Annotated in this window: 11 protein-coding genes; 2 read left to right on the top strand and 9 right to left on the bottom strand. The window is 69.0% G+C overall.

What is annotated here, in order from left to right:
• Window positions 1-10: 10 nt before the first annotated feature.
• From PGH47_RS41240 to PGH47_RS41255, 4 genes are all read right to left on the bottom strand, one after another.
• The gene (locus PGH47_RS41240) at window positions 11-928 is read right to left on the bottom strand and encodes a carbohydrate ABC transporter permease (protein WP_271667755.1); all 918 of its coding nucleotides are present in this window, start codon (window positions 926-928) and stop codon (window positions 11-13) included.
• A complete protein-coding gene (locus PGH47_RS41245) occupies window positions 925-2,088 on the bottom strand; it encodes a carbohydrate ABC transporter permease (protein ID WP_271667756.1) in 1,164 nt (387 codons plus the stop codon). The genes PGH47_RS41240 and PGH47_RS41245 overlap by 4 nt, the downstream gene beginning before the upstream one ends.
• A 6-nt stretch (window positions 2,089-2,094) precedes the next feature.
• On the bottom strand, window positions 2,095-3,339 hold the full coding sequence (locus tag PGH47_RS41250) for a sugar ABC transporter substrate-binding protein (RefSeq protein WP_271667757.1): 1,245 nt from the start codon (window positions 3,337-3,339) through the stop codon (window positions 2,095-2,097).
• A gap of 213 nt (window positions 3,340-3,552) precedes the next feature.
• On the bottom strand, window positions 3,553-4,629 hold the full coding sequence (locus PGH47_RS41255; RefSeq protein WP_271667758.1) for a LacI family DNA-binding transcriptional regulator: 1,077 nt from the start codon (window positions 4,627-4,629) through the stop codon (window positions 3,553-3,555).
• A 122-nt stretch (window positions 4,630-4,751) separates the two neighbouring features.
• Between PGH47_RS41255 and PGH47_RS41260 the strand changes: the two genes are divergently transcribed.
• Window positions 4,752-6,881: an amylo-alpha-1,6-glucosidase gene (locus PGH47_RS41260; RefSeq protein WP_271667759.1), complete on the top strand. Its 2,130-nt coding sequence runs from the start codon at window positions 4,752-4,754 to the stop codon at window positions 6,879-6,881.
• Between the two features lie 11 nt (window positions 6,882-6,892).
• Here the strand turns inward: PGH47_RS41260 and PGH47_RS41265 are convergent, their stop codons facing one another.
• The 5 genes from PGH47_RS41265 to PGH47_RS41285 form a co-directional block, all read right to left on the bottom strand.
• Entirely contained in the window at window positions 6,893-9,874 is a 2,982-nt protein-coding gene (locus PGH47_RS41265; protein ID WP_271667760.1) for a glycoside hydrolase family 2 TIM barrel-domain containing protein, read from the bottom strand.
• An 85-nt stretch (window positions 9,875-9,959) separates the two neighbouring features.
• A complete protein-coding gene (locus PGH47_RS41270; protein ID WP_271667761.1) occupies window positions 9,960-12,692 on the bottom strand; it encodes an alpha-mannosidase in 2,733 nt (910 codons plus the stop codon).
• A gap of 65 nt (window positions 12,693-12,757) precedes the next feature.
• Window positions 12,758-13,555: a carbohydrate ABC transporter permease gene (locus tag PGH47_RS41275; RefSeq protein WP_271668281.1), complete on the bottom strand. Its 798-nt coding sequence runs from the start codon at window positions 13,553-13,555 to the stop codon at window positions 12,758-12,760.
• Window positions 13,556-13,611: 56 nt separating this feature from the next.
• Complete coding sequence (locus tag PGH47_RS41280; RefSeq protein WP_271667762.1) at window positions 13,612-14,553, bottom strand: carbohydrate ABC transporter permease; 942 nt, start codon at window positions 14,551-14,553, stop codon at window positions 13,612-13,614.
• Between the two features lie 7 nt (window positions 14,554-14,560).
• Window positions 14,561-15,892, bottom strand: a complete 1,332-nt coding sequence (locus tag PGH47_RS41285) for an ABC transporter substrate-binding protein (protein WP_271667763.1) — start codon at window positions 15,890-15,892, stop codon at window positions 14,561-14,563.
• Between the two features lie 348 nt (window positions 15,893-16,240).
• On the opposite strand from PGH47_RS41285, the gene PGH47_RS41290 reads away from it, so the two are divergent.
• Window positions 16,241-17,242 carry a LacI family DNA-binding transcriptional regulator gene (locus PGH47_RS41290; RefSeq protein WP_271667764.1) on the top strand — a complete coding sequence of 334 codons (1,002 nt, stop codon included), beginning with the start codon at window positions 16,241-16,243 and terminating at the stop codon, window positions 17,240-17,242.

Genomic DNA, 17,242 nt, shown 5'->3' on the forward strand with positions numbered 1-17,242 from the left:
CGCTCAGTTGTTACTCCTTGACGGCTCCGGCGTTGGCGTCCTGCACGAAGTACCGCTGGAAGCAGAAGAAGAGGACTGCCACGGGCAGGGTGGAGAGCAGAGCGGCCGCGAGTTTCAGTGGGTACTGGGTGCCGCCGCCGAGGCCTCCGGACACGAGCCGGGCGAGGCCGGTGGTGAGGGTTTCGTACTGGCTGGACTGGGTGGCCACGAGGAAGTGGGTGAACTCGTTCCACGAGCCCTGGAAGGAGAGGATCGTGAGAGTGATCACGGCGGGGCGGGCCATCGGCAGGACCACCGACCAGAAGGTGCGGAAGACGCCGGCGCCGTCGACGCGTGCGGCCTCCTCCACCTCGCGGGGGATCGACTCGAAGAACTGCTTCATGATGAAGATGCCCGCCGCGTCCACCAGCAGCGGCAGGATCATGCCGGTGTAGGTGTCGAAGATGCCGAAGGTGTTGAGGACCAGGAAGCGCGGGATCAGCAGGGCGATGCCCGGTACCGCCATCACGGCGAGGATGAAGCCGAACAGCAGGGCACGGCCGGGGAAGCGCAGCCGCGCCAGGGCGTAGCCGGCCATCGAGTCGAACAGCACCCGTCCGGCGGTGACGACGACGGCGATGAAGGCCGAGTTGCCCAGCCAGCGTAGGAAGGGCACCCCGTCGCCGGCCTGGCTCAGTCCGAACAGGCGCTGGTAGGCGGCGGTGGTGGGGGTGGTGGGGATCGGGCCGAGGGGGTGTGCGGCGGCGTCGGGGTCGGTCTTGAAGCCGGTCACCAGCTGGATCACGAAGGGCATCAGGTACAGCAGCCCGACCGCGACCACCCCGGTGTATCCGAGGATCCGCAGCGGCACCGGGAATCGGCCGAGTACGGCCGGTCGCCGCGACCGTACGGACGGCACGGACCTGGCGGTCATGGACTTGGAGGTCATTGCTTCCTCCCGGGGCGGGCGGTGCGCTCGCGCAGTGCGTATCGCTGCAGGCCGGTCATGGTGAGGATCAGTGCGAGCAGCAGGAAGGCGATGGCCGCGCCCTGCCCGAAGTCGGCGTCGCCGAACGCGGTCGAGTAGGACAGGAAGGCGGGGGTGAGGGTGGTGTTGCCGGGGGCGCCCTGGCTCATGACGTACACCTGGTCGAAGACCTGCCATGTGCCGATCAGGCCGAGGGTGAGCACCAGGAAGAGGACGGGGCGCAGGGCGGGCAGTGTCACGTGGCGCAGCGTCTGGGAGCGGTTGGCGCCCTCGATGGCGGCTGATTCCTCCAGTTCCCGGGGGATGCCCTGGAGAGCGGCGAGGAAGATCAGCATGAAGGTGCCGGAGGTCGTCCACACGCTGAGCACGATGATGGTGCACATGGCGACGGACGGTCCGGACAGCCACTCGAACCAGGACAGCCCCATGAAGGAGTGACCGGCCAGGATCCCCGAAGGGCGGTCGGGGTCGACGACGCCCAGCCCGCCGAGCAGGAGGGAGAGGATTCCACGCGGGTCGGTGAACCAGTTCGGGCCCTTCACCCCGATCCACGACAGCAGGGTGTTGACGGCGCCACTGCCCTGGAACAGGAACAGGAAGATGGTGGAGACCGCGATCGAGCTGGTCACCGAGGGGAAGAAGAACGTGGTGCGCAGGGCTCCGCGCCCGCGCAGCATCCGCTGGTTGACGATGAGGGCGAGTGCCAGCGCGAGGACGGTCTGCAGCGGCACGGTCAGCAGGACGTAGTAGAAGTTGTTGCGCAGCGAGGTCGCGAAGAGGGTGCGGTCGAGGCCGTCCCGGGTGATCAGGGCCCGGTAGTTGTCGAGGCCGACGAACTCGGCCTGCCCACTGAACGGGTTGGACTGGCCGTCCCAGTGGAGCAGGCTCACCCACAGCGCCATCAGCGTCGGCAGGACCAGGAACAGGCCGAGGACGATCACCATGGGGCTGACGAACAACCAGCCCCAGGCTCCTTCGGTACGGCGCCCCACGCGCGGGGCCGGCCCGGTGCGGGGCGCCGCGGCCGGGCCGGGCCCGCCGGGCGCGTCAGGTGCGCCCGGCGAGTCGGCCGTCCGGAAGCTGCCGCCGGTCACCGTGGGACTGGTGTCACGGGGAGACATGGCGGCTTATTCGCCCTTCGTGAGGGCCTGTTCGCCGTTGCGCTGGAGGTCGGCGAGGATCTTCTTCGGGTCGGCGGTGTTCAGCGCGGCGAGGTCGGTGTTGAACTGAGTGAGGACCTTGTCGAATCCGGCGATGGTCACCGGGCCCTGCGCGTAGGCACTGGCGTCGACCCACGCCTTGGCGGAAGGATTCTGCTCGGCGTATTCGGCCTGCGCGCTGGTGCGCGAGGGCATCACCCCGAAGGCGTCGGCGTTCTTCACCTGCTGCGCGCTGGTGGTGAGGTACTTGACCAGGTCGACGGCCGCCGCCTGGTGGGCGCTGTCCTCGGCCACGCCCCAGCACTGACTGAAGGCGAGCGTGCCCTTGCCGGACGGGCCGGCGGGCAGCGGGACCACCGTGTACTTCACGTCGGGGTAGTCGGCCTTCATGCCGCCGGTGAGCCAGTTGCCCTCGATGGTCATCGCGGCCTTGCCCTTGCCGAGGGCCTCGCCGCCCCAGTTGGCGTCGACCTGGTTGGCGTACTTCATGGAGCCGGACTTGAGCAGGGACTGCACGTATGCGAGCGCTTCGGCGTTCTGTGCGGAGTCGGCGGTCATCTTCGTCTGGCCGGCGTTGGTTATCCAGCCACCGGCCTCCTTCATGAAGACGCCGACCCGCGCGTACTCGCCGTTGGTGACCAGCCCGGTGACCTTGCCTGAGGTCAGTTTCGCGGCGACCGCCTTCAACTGGGCCCAGGTCGTCGGATAGTCCTCGGCGGTCAGCCCGGCGCCCTTCCAGAGGTCCGTGTTGATCGCGAGGGCGAGAGTGGAGGTGTCCTTGGGCAGGCACACCAACTTCCCGTCGTACGTGAAGGAGGCGCGCAGCTGTTCGGAGAAGTCGTCGACGTCCTCGACCTGGTCGCCGTAGGCGTGCAGGGAGCCGCCCTTGGCGTAGTTGGCGAACTGGTCGGAGTTGACGTAGAAGGCGTCCGGCGGCTTGTGCCCGGCGAAGGACTGGGCGAGCTGCTGGTTGATGTCCTTGGCGACGTCCACGGTCACCGTGTTCCCGGACTCCTTCGCGTACGCCGCTGCCGCGTCCTTGACGGCCTTGGTCTCCGCGTCGCCGGAGCTGGCTATCAGCACGGTCAGATGCTGCTTGGTGCCGGAGTCCTGCTCTGTCTTCTTGCCGCTGTCGAAGCCCGACGAGCAGCCTGTGACGGCCAGCAGTGCCGCGCAGGTGACGAGGGCCGCGGCGGCCGTACGGTTGACCATGGAAATCCTCCGAGGGGTAGGGGTCTGGCGTGCGGCTCCACCGGTCGGCGCGCAGGCGCGGATCCGGGGTGGGGGAGGAGGAAAGAAGATGTCCTTCGAGATCTCGAAGGTGAGGCCGTGCGCGGGGGGAGAGCCACCGGCTTCCGCCCGGCCCGGCTCGGTAGGGGTTGCGGCTGCTTGGCCGAAGCGGCCGCAACTGGGCTGGGGCAGCCGCTAGTTGGCTAAGTCGGTCTCCGCCGCGTCACCGCCGCCGGGCGCACGGACGCTGTCGCGCACGACCAGCGACGGCTCCAGCAGCAGGCGCTCCGGCACCGCGTCGCGAGTGGCGATCCGCGCCAGGAGCAGCCGTACGCATTGCCGGCCGACCTCCTCCAGCGGCTGTGCGACGGAGGCCAGCGCGGGGAAAAGTATCCCGGCCGTCGGTGAGTCGTCGAAGCCGACGACGGAGACGTCCAGGCCGGGGGAGGCACCGCGCTCACGCAGCGTCTGATAGCAGCCGAGCGCCAGCATGTCGCTGGCTGCGATCACGGCGGTCGCGCCCGCGTCCAGGAGCGGTTTCACGGCCGTGCGGGCGGCGTCGATGTCGTTCACGCTCTGCGCGCGTCGTCCCCGAGTCGCCAGCCCGTGCCGGTGCATCGCCCGCTGCCAGCCCTCGGCACGGTCGTCACCGGCGCCGGAGGAGCCGCGTTCCCAGCCCAGGAAGGCGATCTTGCGATGCCCGAGGGAGACCAGGTGCTCGACCGCGGCGTCCGTGCCCGCGGCGCCGTCGACGTCGACCCAGTCGCCGATCTGCCGTCCCGACCACATACGGCCGAAGCCGACGAACGGCACGCCGCGCTTGGCGAGCCACGCCTGGCGCGGGTCGCCGCGCTCGGTGCCGCTGAGGACGAAGCCGTCGACCTCGTGCTGGTCGAGAAGCTCCTCGTAACCCGCGAGGGTCGGACCGCCGGGCGGGGAGGCGAACAGCAGGATCCGGTAACCCGCGTCGTCGGCGGCCTGCGACAAGGCGTGCAGGAACCGGTCCAGGACCGGTGAACTGGCCGGAGTGGGCTGGATGCCGTACCCGATCAGCTTGCTGGAGCGGGTACGCAGCGTCTGCGCCGCGCGGCTGGGCCGGTAGCCCATCTCGTCGATCACGCGGCGGACCCGCTCCAGGGTCTCGGGCCGCAGCATGTCCGGCGAGTTGATCGCGTTCGACACGGTCTGCGCTGAGACCCCGGCCCGGCGGGCGACCATCGCAAGGGTCACCGGGCCACCCTTGGCCGAGGAACTGCTGCTGGAGCGGGGCATGCGACTCTCCGACTTGCAGAAGAGATACGGACTTCGTTTTAGCGTTCCAATATGCGTTGTGCTCGCTCCGACGACTGGCTTACTGTCGTTTTAACGATCCAACGCTGAGAGGTTCTACTTCCTTGGACACCACTGTCAAGCCCCAGGACACCAACGGCTCCGTCACGGCCTCCCCCTCCGCGACCGGCGGCCTGCAGCCGTTCCTGCATGACGCGGTCGTCACGCTGCACGCGCCCAGTCTCGTGATCTCGCGTGCGGACGGGCAGCTCAGCGCAGGTGCGGACGGCTTCTACCACGGTGACCGAAGGGCGCTGTCCCGGCTGACCGTCACGGCCGAGGGCATCGCGCCGGCGCCGGTCCACGGCGGGCTGCGGGGCGCGGACCGCGCCGGGTTCCAGGCGATCCTGCGCGGGCTCGGTGAGGTGACCGCGGACCCGGCCGTCGCCCTGCACCGCCGCCGCGCCACGGCCGACGGCCGCCTGGAGGAGGTCCTCGAAGTCACCAACTCGGGCAGTGAGCATGTCCGCTTCCGGCTGACTGTGCGTTCCGGCACGGACCTCGCCACCATGGAGCAGGTCAAGTCGGGGCAGGCGGTCGAGGAGGCGCCGCCCGAGGTCCCGGCGGGCGAGACCATCGCCCTCTCCTGGTCCGCGGACGACTTCGAAGTACGCCTGACCGCCGAGCCCGCGCCGGATGCGATCCAGGTGCCGACGGGCGAGCTGTCGTACGACATCGACCTCAAGCCCGCCACCTCCTGGAGCGTGACGCTCACCTGCACGGCGGGATACGCGGACGGCGACCAGTTCCCGGCGCCCCTCCAGGACCAACTGCCCTGGAGCGTCCCGGCCCTGCGCAGCGCGGACCGCCGCCTCGACCAGTGGCTGCAACAGTCCCTCGCCGACCTGGACCGACTGCGGCTGACGGACCGCCAGTCGCCCGCACCCGACCGGCCGGACCAGTTCCTGGCCGCCGGCGCGCCCTGGTTCCTCACCCTCTTCGGCCGCGACGCCATCTGGGCCGCCCGCATGCTCCTCCCGCTCGGTACCGATCTCGCCGCCGGCACGCTGCGCACGCTGGCCCGCCGGCAGGGCGCCGTCACGGACCCGGCCACGGAGGAGCAGCCGGGCAAGATCCTCCACGAGGTGCGCCGCGACACCCTTCAGTTGGCGGACCGGCTGTCCCTCCCGCCGGTGTACTACGGCACGGTGGACGCCACCCCGCTGTGGATCACCCTGCTCCACGACGCCTGGCGCTGGGGCCTGGCCCCGGCCGAGGTGGTGGAGCTGCTGCCGCACGCCGAGGCGGCGCTGGCGTGGATGCGCGATGCGGCGGACGCAGGCGGCGACGGCTTCCTCAAGTACGTCGACCAGACCGGTCACGGGCTGTCCAACCAGGGCTGGAAGGACTCCGACGACTCCATCCGCCACCGCGACGGCCGTCGCGCCCACGCGCCGATCGCCCTGTGCGAGGTGCAGGCGTACGCCTACGAGGCCGCCCGGGCCGGGGCCGCGCTGCTGCGCGCGTTCGGGCGGCCGGGCGCGGACGCCTGGGAGGACTGGGCGGACCAGCTGGCCGTCCGCTTCCGCGAGCGCTTCTGGGTACGGGACGAGAAGGGCCCGTTCCCGGCGGTCGCGCTGGACGGCGATGGCATGCCGGTCGACTCCGTCACCTCCGGCTTCGGTCACCTGCTCGGCACCGGGCTGCTCAACGCGGAGGAAAGCGCGTTGCTGGCCGCCCGTCTCACCGGCCCCGACCTCGACGCGGGACACGGCCTGCGCACGCTGAGCAGCGAGGCGGTGGGCTACAACCCCTACGGCTACCACGTCGGCTCGATCTGGCCGCACGACACCGCGATCGCCGTCCACGGCCTCGTCCGGGCGGGCTTCCCGGACGCCGCCGCATCCCTGGCGGACGGACTGCTGGCGGCGTCGGCGGCATTCGATGCCCGCCTTCCCGAACTCTTCGCCGGCCACGGCACCGGCGCGGGTACGGCGCCCGCCCCCTACCCGGCGTCCTGCCGGCCCCAGGCATGGGCGGCCGCATCCTCGGTCCTCGTTCTCCGGGCGGCCCTGGGCCTGGACGCCGACGTCCCGGCCGGCACGCTCACCGTGGCCCCCACCTTCGCCCGGAACTACGGCCCGCTGACTCTCGACGGACTTCAGGTCACCGGCGACCGGCTGGACGTCACATTGACGGCGGACGGGTCGGTGAACGTCTCAGCACCGGACGGACTGTCGGTGACGACCGCCTGATGAGGCCGGCATCACCGACCGGAGCCTGCGAACCGGAGCCTGATCGTGCGTGCCTGTGGGCGGAGCGCGAACTCGGGTTGGACGTCGGGTCCGCAGGCGCGTGAGCCGAGGCCGTGCTGGGCCGCGTCGATGGTCAGGTGACTCGTCGTCGATTCGGGAAGCTCGAAGGCGTGGCGGGCCTTCGCGATCTGTTGGGGCGTGTGGCGGTTCAGGGTGTAGCCCGGGAGGCGCCCGCTCAGGTCGGGCAATGCCTCCAGGCGCAGCACCTCGGCTTCGCCGCTCGACAGGGTCAGCCGGCGCAGTTGGGAGCGGTGTCCGCTCTCCTGGGGACGGGCGTAGTCGACCGTGAGGTCCTGGATGGTGGAGGCGAACCGGCCCGTGCGTGCCGCGCGCAGACTGTCGGGGTAGGACTCCAGCGGGCCCAGACCGAACCACTCGGCTCCGTCGATGGGGGCGTTGCCGTCGGGCAGTTCGAAGCGGATCCCGATCCGCGGCCACACGGACCGCCAGCCGCTGGACGGCTCGATCTCCACGCGCAGTTCCAGTTCGCCGTCTTCGAGTGACCAGACGGACTCGACCATGACGAACGCGGCGGAATCCGCTGCGGAAACCCTGTCGAGGGTGCGCAGGGCGTCCGCGGCGTGTGACACCGAGAGGCGGCGGCTGGTCAGTCGGTCGAGTCCCTCGCCCCGCCACAACTCGGCATGGGAGACCCCGGGACTGACGGCGTCGCTCTCCTCGACGCCGTCGGAGGCGCTTTCGTCGTTGTCGGTCGGCGCACGGAACAGTTCGAGCCGCGGCCCCGTCACGGCGCGGCCGGCGAGCCCGGCCAGGGATCCGCTGACGAACTCCGCGATGCCGAGCGTCAGGGTTCCGTCGCCCGGTCGCCAGTCCTTCCGCGGCCGGACAGCGGGGACGGGACGGCGTACCGAGTAGTCGAGTTGGGTCGTTGCGACCAGGTGGTCCTCGGGCGCCCAGGCGGTCGCGGCTGCCAGCACCGCGTCGATCGTGAGCCATGTCTCGGCGTCGGGCGACACCGCGACGTGCGGCAGCTCGGCCCGTCCTGACTCGCCCGCTGTGACGACGGGGACATCCAAGTCACCGGAAGCCACCGCTGTTCCGTCGTGTTCGACGCGCCAGCGGAAGCGCAGGTCGGACGTGTCGGCCGAGTGCCGCAGATTGGAGATCGCGACTTTGTCGGCGTCGAAGGTGAAGCGAATCGGCTGGGTGACCGCCTTGTACTCGTGGAGGCTGGGTGTGGGGACGTCGTTGCTCAGCAGCATGCCGTCCATGACGAAGTTCCCGTCGTGGACGACCTCCGCGAAGTCACCGCCGTAGGCGTAGTAAGGCGTCCCGTCCGGGGTCGCGGCCGTGATGCCGTGATCGCGCCACTCCCATACGAAGCCGCCGTGCAACCGGGGATGCCGGTGCACGAGTGCCTCGTACTCGTCGAGGGCGCCCGGCCCGTTGCCCATGGCGTGCGCGTACTCGCACAACAGGAACGGCTTGGTGCGCTGGCGGATGCTCTGGGACGGGGTGCAGTTGAACAGGGTGGTCCGGGCCCCCTCGGTGCCGATCTCCTCGGTCTCCGCCACCGATGTGTACATGCGCGAGTAGATGTCGGTGTAGTCGCCGGTGTAATCACCCTCGTAGTGCACGGGGCGTTCGGCGTCGCGGGCGTGAACCCAAGCCGACATGGCGGCGAGATTGCTGCCCGTGCCTGCCTCGTTGCCGAGCGACCAGATCACGATGCTGGGATGGTTCTTGTCGCGTTCGACGGTTCGCTGCATGCGGTCAAGAAGGGCCTCGCGCCAGGCGGGGTCGTCGCTCGGATTTCCGGCCCAGCCGGCCTTTTCGAAGCCGTGCGTCTCCAGGTCGCATTCGAGGACGACCCAGAATCCGAGTTCGTCGGCGAGGTCGAGAAGTCGGGGATGCGGCGGGTAGTGGCTGGTGCGTATCGCGTTCACGTTGAACCGCTTCATGCGAGCCAGGTCCTCGCGGGCGTGTGCTTCGTCGAAGACACGGCCGCGCTCGGGATGAGCCTCATGGCGGTTCACCCCGTGGAACACCACACGGTGGCCGTTGACCAGGAACTGATCCCCGCGGATCTCGACCGTGCGGAAGCCCACCCGAAGCGCGATGCGCTCGGAGGCCGAAGACACCGTGACGTCATAAAGGCGGGGCTGCTCGGCCGACCACGGCTGCACGTCGGCAATAGCGAGGGGTTCTACGTCGGCCGCTGAGCTCCACACCTGCTCGATGCCGAGTTCGGGAATACGCAGGGTGAGGGGAAATGCCGTCGAGTCGGCGACGACCTCGGGGTCGAGCCGCCCCTGCCCCTCGTCGAATCCGGTGCGCAGCCAGACGTCCTCGATGCCCCCGACCGGCCGGACCAGGAGGGTGACGTCGCGGAAGATGCCGGGGAGCCACCACTGGTCCTGGTCCTCGACATAGCTGGCCGCCGACCACTGGTGCACGCGCACCGCTACGACGTTGTCGCCCGGGCGGACGGCGGAGGTGACGTCGAATTCGTGGGCGAGTCGGCTGCCGCTGGCGCTGCCGATCTCCACGCCGTTCACCCACACCTTGAAGAGCGATTCGACCCCGTCGAATCGCAGCACGATCCGGTCGGCCGCCGACCATTCCGCGGGCACATGGAAATGGCGGCGGTAGTCGCCGGTGGGGTTCTCGTCCGGAACGTGGGGAGGGTCGATCGGAAACGGGAACTGGATATTCGTGTAGATCGGCCGGCCGTAGGCTCCGTCACCCTGGAGCACCCAGTGAGAGGGCACCGGGATGTTCTCCCACAGCTGGTCATCGAAGCCCTCGGCGGCGAAGTCCTGTGCCACCGACGCCGTGGGTGACAGACGAAAGCGCCAGGGCCCGTTCAGGGAGAGAGAAGGGGCGTCGGAGTGCAGCCACGAGCGGGCCGGGCGCAGTGCGCCGCGCCCAGGGGCGATGTCCGAAACCAACGCGGAAAGCTCGGAAGTCAAAAGGTCACAACTTTCTAGAGAGCGTGGGGGATCAGGCGCGGCCGCTGCCGATTTCGTTTGGTCACCTGAGCACGACTTTCATGGGTCACCTGAGCACGACGGTTCGGATCTCCCAGGGCCCGAGGTCGAGTTCGAGCGTGCCGGGCGCGGGCACCGGCTCGGAGATCGGCCTGCCGAGCAGGTCCACCGTGGTGGCCTCGGTGAACGCACCGGTCACGCGGACGGCCGACGCCGTGTCGCTCATCGCGGCCAAGCGCACCTCGGTTCCGGCAACGCGCGTGTCGTCGGTGACGCGGCGGATGCTCGTGACGTGTACGTCGCGGCCGTCGACCTGTAGGCCGTCGGCGCTGGGCGGCAGCGGGCTGGAGCTGGATGCGGTCCCGCGCGTGACGAGTACGTCGTTTCGGAACTCCTCGGCCAGGGCGACCGCGTTCGCCCCCTGCCGGCCTGCTGCTGAGGGCACCACGGCGAAGCGGTTCTCGATCCGCATGCCGAGATCCTGCGCGCCCGGTACGGGGATTTCGCTTGCCGCGGGTTCGTCACGCAGAGGGTGGATGTTGACGCTGATCGAGCCGATCGCGCGCAGCAGGGTGATGGCCAGTGCGCTGCCGCCGTCGACGAGTTCGTATTCGCCGGTGTGGTCGAGCAGGACGGTGGCGGGGCCGGCCGAGACGAAGGAGCCGGCCGGGAACGTCGGGAGCGGGAACTCGCCCCAGCCGCCCTCGGCAGTCAGCCCACGCTCGGTGACGGCGAACTGCCCGGCGGACGCGGACGTGGCCACGGGCTGGGGGAGGGGTACGTGCAGGCGCAGCCGGTGGTCGGCGCTCTGGTTCAGGAACGAGGTGGACAGCCGGACGAACGGCTCGCCCGCGCGTACTTCCACCAGCATGTCCACCGGTGTCCGGACGGTGCCGCCGCTGCGCTGATCCCGGTCGGAGGAGAGCGCGACGGGCCACTCGTAGACGCGGGTGACACGCATCCGGGACCGCAGTGGGCCGCTCTCGATGACCTGGACGGTGATCCGGATCGGCTCCGACACGAGCGCGTCCCGGGCCGGGGGAGCGTAGTTGTAGCTGTCACCGCGGTCGCCGCCGTCGACGAGGCGGCCGACCCCGGACAGTACGGTGCCGTCCACCCCGGTCACTTCCAGGGTCCCGTCGGCGGCGACCACGACCTTGACCAGCCCGTTGGCCAGGATGTCGTCCCCGGCTGTCGCAGGCGCGAGCGGTGTCGCCGGGACGGCGGACCGGTCGTCGGCCGTGACCCGGAAACTGGTCAGTCCGCCGGCGGGGACGTGTACGGGGACCAGTGCGGTGGCCCGGGCCTCCACCAGCGTCCGCACGCGCCACTCACCCGGGTGCGCGGCTGCCGCCGCGGCGACCTCGCGGCGCATGATCAGTAGGTCGAACGGCCCGGTGGGAGCCTCGGTGAGGTGGAAGACGAGCGAGCCGGGGGTGAGGTCGTAATGGTCGATCAGGCGGCCGAACAGCTCGCGGCGGTGGATACGGCGCAGCACCCGCTCGAGCTGCGAGGCATCAAGTCGTTCGTCGCTGAGGACGGTCGGCGCCTGGGAGATCAGCTGTACGGGATGTGACGATCCGTCGGGGGCGGTCGAGACCAGCGCGGAATCCTCCGTGGGGACCCTGACATCAACCTCGACCAGAGCAGTTCGCTCCCAGGGCAGGGGATTGGCCACCAGGTAGCCGTCGCCCGGCACCTCGGCCGCGGGCTCGGCGAGGGCCGCGTCCCGAACAGCACGAGCGGCCTGCGCTGCTTCGGCGAGCCGCGCCGCGACCTGGTCGCAGGTCTCGTCGGTGCCCGATCCGACCACCGAATCATGCGCGGTCGACTCGATGATCTTGTGCCACGCGAGGGCGAGGAACGGCGAGTCGTCGCGACCGGACCACAGCGCGTTCATCCGCTCCGCATGGTCGATGGTGCGCTCGGCCACGGCCATCCGCTGCTTGAGCCCGAGCCGCACCGACAGCACGCCCGGCAGGATGTTGCCGCGCACATGGCTGCGCAGCTCGCCGGTGACGACCGCGGAAACCTCATCGCGTACCTGCTCGCGGATGTACTCCTCGAGCGTCGCGACGGTGATGGCGCGTTCCGTGCTGGACGCGTGCCGCAACCAGGACGCCAACTGCGGGTCGGGCGCGTTGTGGTCGGTGCCGGCCATGGCCAGCACCGGATCCCCGCCCCATCGTTCGGCGGTCATCTCGGCGTACTCGCCGAGGGCGTGGCGAATCCGGTCGGGCACCAGCAGGACGTCGAGACCGTTGTCGTAACCGTCGAAGAGGAACTCGGTGCGCACTTCCGAGCCGTCGGGCGCGCGCCAGCGGAAGGCGTGGCCGTCGACGGAACCGGGGACACCCCGCCACAGCGCCGCATGGTCGATCCCGGCACGCGCCAGGATCTGCGGCATCTGCGCGATGTGGCCGAACATGTCCGGGAGATAGCCGACGGACATCGCGCCGCCCAGTTCCGCCGCGGCTGCCCAGCCCATTTGCAGGTTGCGCACGATCGTCTCGCCTGAGCACAGGAACTCGTCGAGGAGGATGAGCCATGGTCCGATGGCGATCCGGCCGTCCCGGACCAGAGCGACGAGGCGCTCACGGTTCTCCGGCCGCATCTCCAGGTAGTCCTCGATCGCGGCCATCTGCCCGTCGACGGTGAACCGGAAGTCCGGGTCGGCTTCGGCCGTCTCCAGCACGGTGTCGAGAGCGTTGACCAGCCGGTGGCGGAACACCTGGAACGGCTCGTACCACTCGCGGTCCCAGTGGAAATGGGGCACGAAGACGGCGGAGTTGTTGCGCATGGGGAGAGGGGCCCTCTGACTCTTCTGTGCTGACGGGTGGGGGGCAGGCAGGGCGGGGCCGGCGGTCACTTGAGGGAGCCGGCGGCGAGCCCGGTGCGCCAGAACCGCTGGAGCAGGATGAACACGATGATCACGGGCACGATCGACACCAGCGATCCGGTGATCACGGACTGCTGCAGGAGAGGGGCTCGGGCGGTCTGGCCGTTCCACTGGTACAGGCCGAGCGTGATCGGGAACAGCGACTCCTTCTGCAGCATCACCATCGGCAGGAAGAAGTTGTTCCAGATGGCCACGAACTGGAACAGGAAGATGGTGACCAGGGCCGGTGTCATCAGTCTGAACGCCACGGAGAAGAACGTCCGGAACTCGCCCGCCCCGTCCAGGCGCGCCGACTCGATCAGTTCCTGCGGGACGGCGGCGTTCGCGAAGATGCGCGCGAGATAGACACCGAACGGGCTGACGATGCTCGGCAGGAACACCGCGAGGTAGGTGTTGACGATGCCCGTTGCCGAGAAGAGCAGGAAGAGCGGCAGGGCGAGTGCGGTGGTCGGCACGAGGACGCCGCCGAGGATGACGGAGAACAGGAACTCGCGGCCACGGAAGGAGAACTTGGCCAACGCGTAGCCGCACAGCGCGGAGACCAGCGTTCCCACGGCCGCGCCCAGGACCGCGTAGATGACGGTGTTGACGGCCCACCGGCCGAAGATGCCGTCGCTGCGGGTGAACAGGACGCGGATGTTGTCGAACAGGTTGAAGTGGGAGAAGACCAGCCCGTTGGTGGACGCGAGGTCCCCTTGAGGCTTTGTCGCCGCGACGATGAGGAAGTAGATCGGCAGCAGGAAGTAGACGGCCAGCAACAGCATCAGGGCCGTTACGGCGGTCCGGCTGACGCGGCTTTCACGGGTCACGGATGGGTTGCTCACAGCCCGGCCCTTTTCGAGGTCAGTCGCATGAACCCGAAGCTCAAGACGAAAGTGATGAGGGCGATGACCACGGAGATCGCCGCGGCCTGCTGGTAGTTGTTCCCGGAGGCCACCGCGTACGCGAGCATGTTCGGGGTGAACGTGCTCGAGATGTTCGAGGAGATCTGCCGCAGCACCGCCGGCTCGGCATAGAGCTGAAGGGTGCCGATGATTGAGAAGACGGTGGTCAGGACGATCGACGGGGCGATGATCGGCACCTTGATGCGCCAGGCGATGGTCCATTGGCTCGCACCGTCGATCTTCGCGGCCTCGTAGAGCTCCTGTGGGATCGCCTGTAGTGCCGCGTACATGATCAGCATGTTGTAGCCGGTCCACAGCCAGGTGGAGACGTTGGCCGCCGACCACAACACGGCCCCCGGGCCGAGGAAGTCGGGCTGCCAGCCGACGCTCGTCAGCAGGTCGACGACCGGGCTGAGCTGCGGCGAGTACAGGTACGACCACATGATGGCTGCGATGACACCGGGCACGGCGTACGGCATGAACGCGGTGATACGGAAGAACGCCTTGATCCGCAGCAGGGGAGTGTCCAGCAGCAGGGCCATGACCAGCGCGACGAACAGCATCACGGGCACCTGCACGATGCCGAACAGTCCGATGCGGCCGATGCTGGCCCAGAACTCGGTGTTCTGGAACACCTGCGCGTACTGGTCGAGTCCACCGAAGGCCGTGTACGACGTGCCGTACTGGCCGCCGGTGCGGCGCACCACGCGGAAGCTCTGCCAGAGCGCGTAGCCGACGGGCACCACGTAGAACAGCAGGAACGGGAGGAAGAAGGGGGTCACGAACGCGGCGACGGTGCCCGCCCGGAGGCCGCCGCTTCGGCGGCGGCGCCCGGACGACGACATCACGTGGGGCACGCGGGTTGAGATGTCGGTCATGCTGCGGTCACTTACCTGCCGTGGCCGGGATCGCCTGGTCCTTCATCGACTTCAACGCGGCGGCCTGAGCGGTCTTGAGTGCGTCGGTGAGCGTGCCGTCGCCGGCCGTGGCCTTGGCCATCGCGTCCTGGAGGGCAAGGTTCACGGTCTTCTGGGTGGGGCCCCACGCGAAAGTGGTGTCGATCTTCTTGGACGACTCCGCGAAGACGTCGAAGATCTTCTCGTTGTTGTAGTAGGCGACGCCTTGTGACAGCGAGGGAAGCCGCAGCCCGGCGTTGGCCGCCGGGTAGAGGCCGCCCAGCTTGTTCTCCAGCGCGAGGGCCTCCGGGTCGGTGTTGAGCCAGGTGTTGAACTTGACGGACTCGTACAGGTGGCTGTTGCCCTTCATGAAGGCCACCGTCGAACCGCCCCAGTCACCGGACGCGCCACCCGCGCTCCAGGTCGGCATGGGGACGATCGACCACTTGCCCGCCTGCTGGGGCAGGTTGTCGCGGAACATGCTGTAGCCCCAGGAGGCACCGACGTAGCTGGCGATCTGGTTCTTCTGGTACGCGGCGTACATCTGCGTCGACCCGTGGGCCAGATCGGTGCGCACGAGCTTGTCGGAGACCAGCTTCTGCCAGTACTCCGTGACCTGCTTGCTCTGGTCCGAGGCGACGGAGACGTGCCACTTGTCTCCGGAGTAGCTGTACATCTTGGCGCTGTTCTGCCAGAGAAGACCGTTGAACCACTCGGCGTTGTTGGGGTCGAAGAACGTGATGCTGACGTCCGGGTCCGCCTTGTGCAGCTTCTTCGCGGCGGCCGCGTACTCGTCCCAGGTCTTGGGGATCGGAAGGCCGTACTTCTTGAAGAGGTCACTGCGCACATAGAGCGCCATCGGGCCGGTGTCCTGCGGGAAGGCGAACACGCCGGTGTCGCCGAAGCTGGTCTGCGACCAGGTCCACGGCACGAACTTCGACTTGGCGGCGCCGGCGGCCGAGCAGGCGGAGGCGTCCACGAAGGCGTTCTGCGTGCGCAGGCTGGGGAGCTGGTCGTAGCCGACCTGCGCCAGGTCAGGGGCCTTCCCCGCCTTGAGTGCGTTGCCGAGGGTGCCGTACTGGTCGTTGGATATGTTCTTCGTCTGAACCTGGATGTCCGGGTTGTTCTTGTTCCACAGGGCGACAACCTTGTCCATGCCCGGAACGGTGTTCCAGTACTGGAGGGTCACCTTGCCCTTCGCGGGGGTGCAGGAGCCTGCGGATGCCGTGTCCGAGTCGGCGGGCGACGAACACCCGGCGAGGAGCGTGAGACTGAGAGCTGCGGCGGCTGCGAGGCGGGTGCGCATGACTGTGTTGCTCATGTTTTCCGTTCCAGAGAACGACTAGCTGCGGGTGCTAGGCGGGGTCGACGTTGACACCTCAGGCGGAGGTCTCCTGGTTGGAACTCAGTACCGTGAGCGGTAACGTGAGCGGTAACGTGAGCGCTCACGGGAGCGATAACGAGAGCGGTACCGGGAGCGCTCACGGTTGTAGTGTTGTGAAGTGATTCGGAGTGTGCGCTTCGGTTCGGTCGAGTGTCAAGGCTCCCGACTCGCACACGGGGCGCCCGGGTCGAGCGCCTCGCCCGAGGGTCGCACCGCGGCTCCTGCCCCGGCATACTCGGTGCGCCTGCGACCGAGGCCGTCCCGACCACTACACGGAGGTAATTGATGGCGTCGTCGGAAACCGGCTCTCGCAGGGTGACGATCGATGACGTGGCGCGGATCGCCGGCGTGTCCCGGCAGACCGTGTCGCGTGCGCTCAACGACAAGGGCGAGATCGGCGCTGCCACGAAGCAGCGCGTTCTCGACGCGGCGCTGGAGCTCGGTTACCGGCCGAGCCGGTTCGCCCGGGGGCTCGTCCGGCAGGACGCGATCAGTGTCGGGCTCGTGATCCCCGATCTCCTCAATCCCTTCTTCACCGAGGTGGCCGCGGCCGCGTTGGACGCGGCACGGGCGCGTGGCTGGCACGTCGTCGTGTACGACACCGGGGACCGCATAGAGGAGGAGCGGGGCACGCTCGAGGTGATCGCCTCCCAAGTGGACGCCGTGGTGGGGTACCTGAGCCAGCCCGAGGAGGAGATCGACAAGCTGACTCGGGGGCTCCCCGTGGTGCTCATCGACCGGGAGCACCGCACCGAACGGTTCAGCTCCATCCGGATCGACGGGGAGGGAGGCGTCCACGCCGCGATCCGGCACCTGGTCGAGTCGGGCCACGAGTACATCGGAATGCTCGATCACGCGGGCCGGTCCGAGCCGAGCATCCGCCATGAGTGGTTCGTCAGCGCGATGTCCGCCTGCGGACTGGACGCCGGATCCGTCAGCCGGGCGGACCAGAGCGTCGAGGGCGGTGAGGGCGCACTGAAGGAGCTTCTCGCCCGGCATCCCGACGTGACCGCGGTGTTCACGTTCAACGACATCATTGCCATCGGAGCGCTGCGAGGTGCCAGGCGACTGGGACGGCAGGTTCCTGACGACCTTGCTGTGATCGGCTTCGACGGCCTGCGTCTCGGAGCGCTCATCGAGCCGCCGCTGTCCACGGTCGCCCTGGATACGCGCGGGCTCGGCGCGCTCGCGGTGGAACAGACGGCCCGGCTGCTGAACATGAACAGCCCGCTCAGCCGGGACGAACTGGTGATCAGGGCGGAACTCCGGCTGCGCGAGTCGGCGTAG

This window comes from Streptomyces sp. HUAS 31 (assembly GCF_028198125.1).
Lineage (GTDB): Bacteria > Actinomycetota > Actinomycetes > Streptomycetales > Streptomycetaceae > Streptomyces > Streptomyces chartreusis.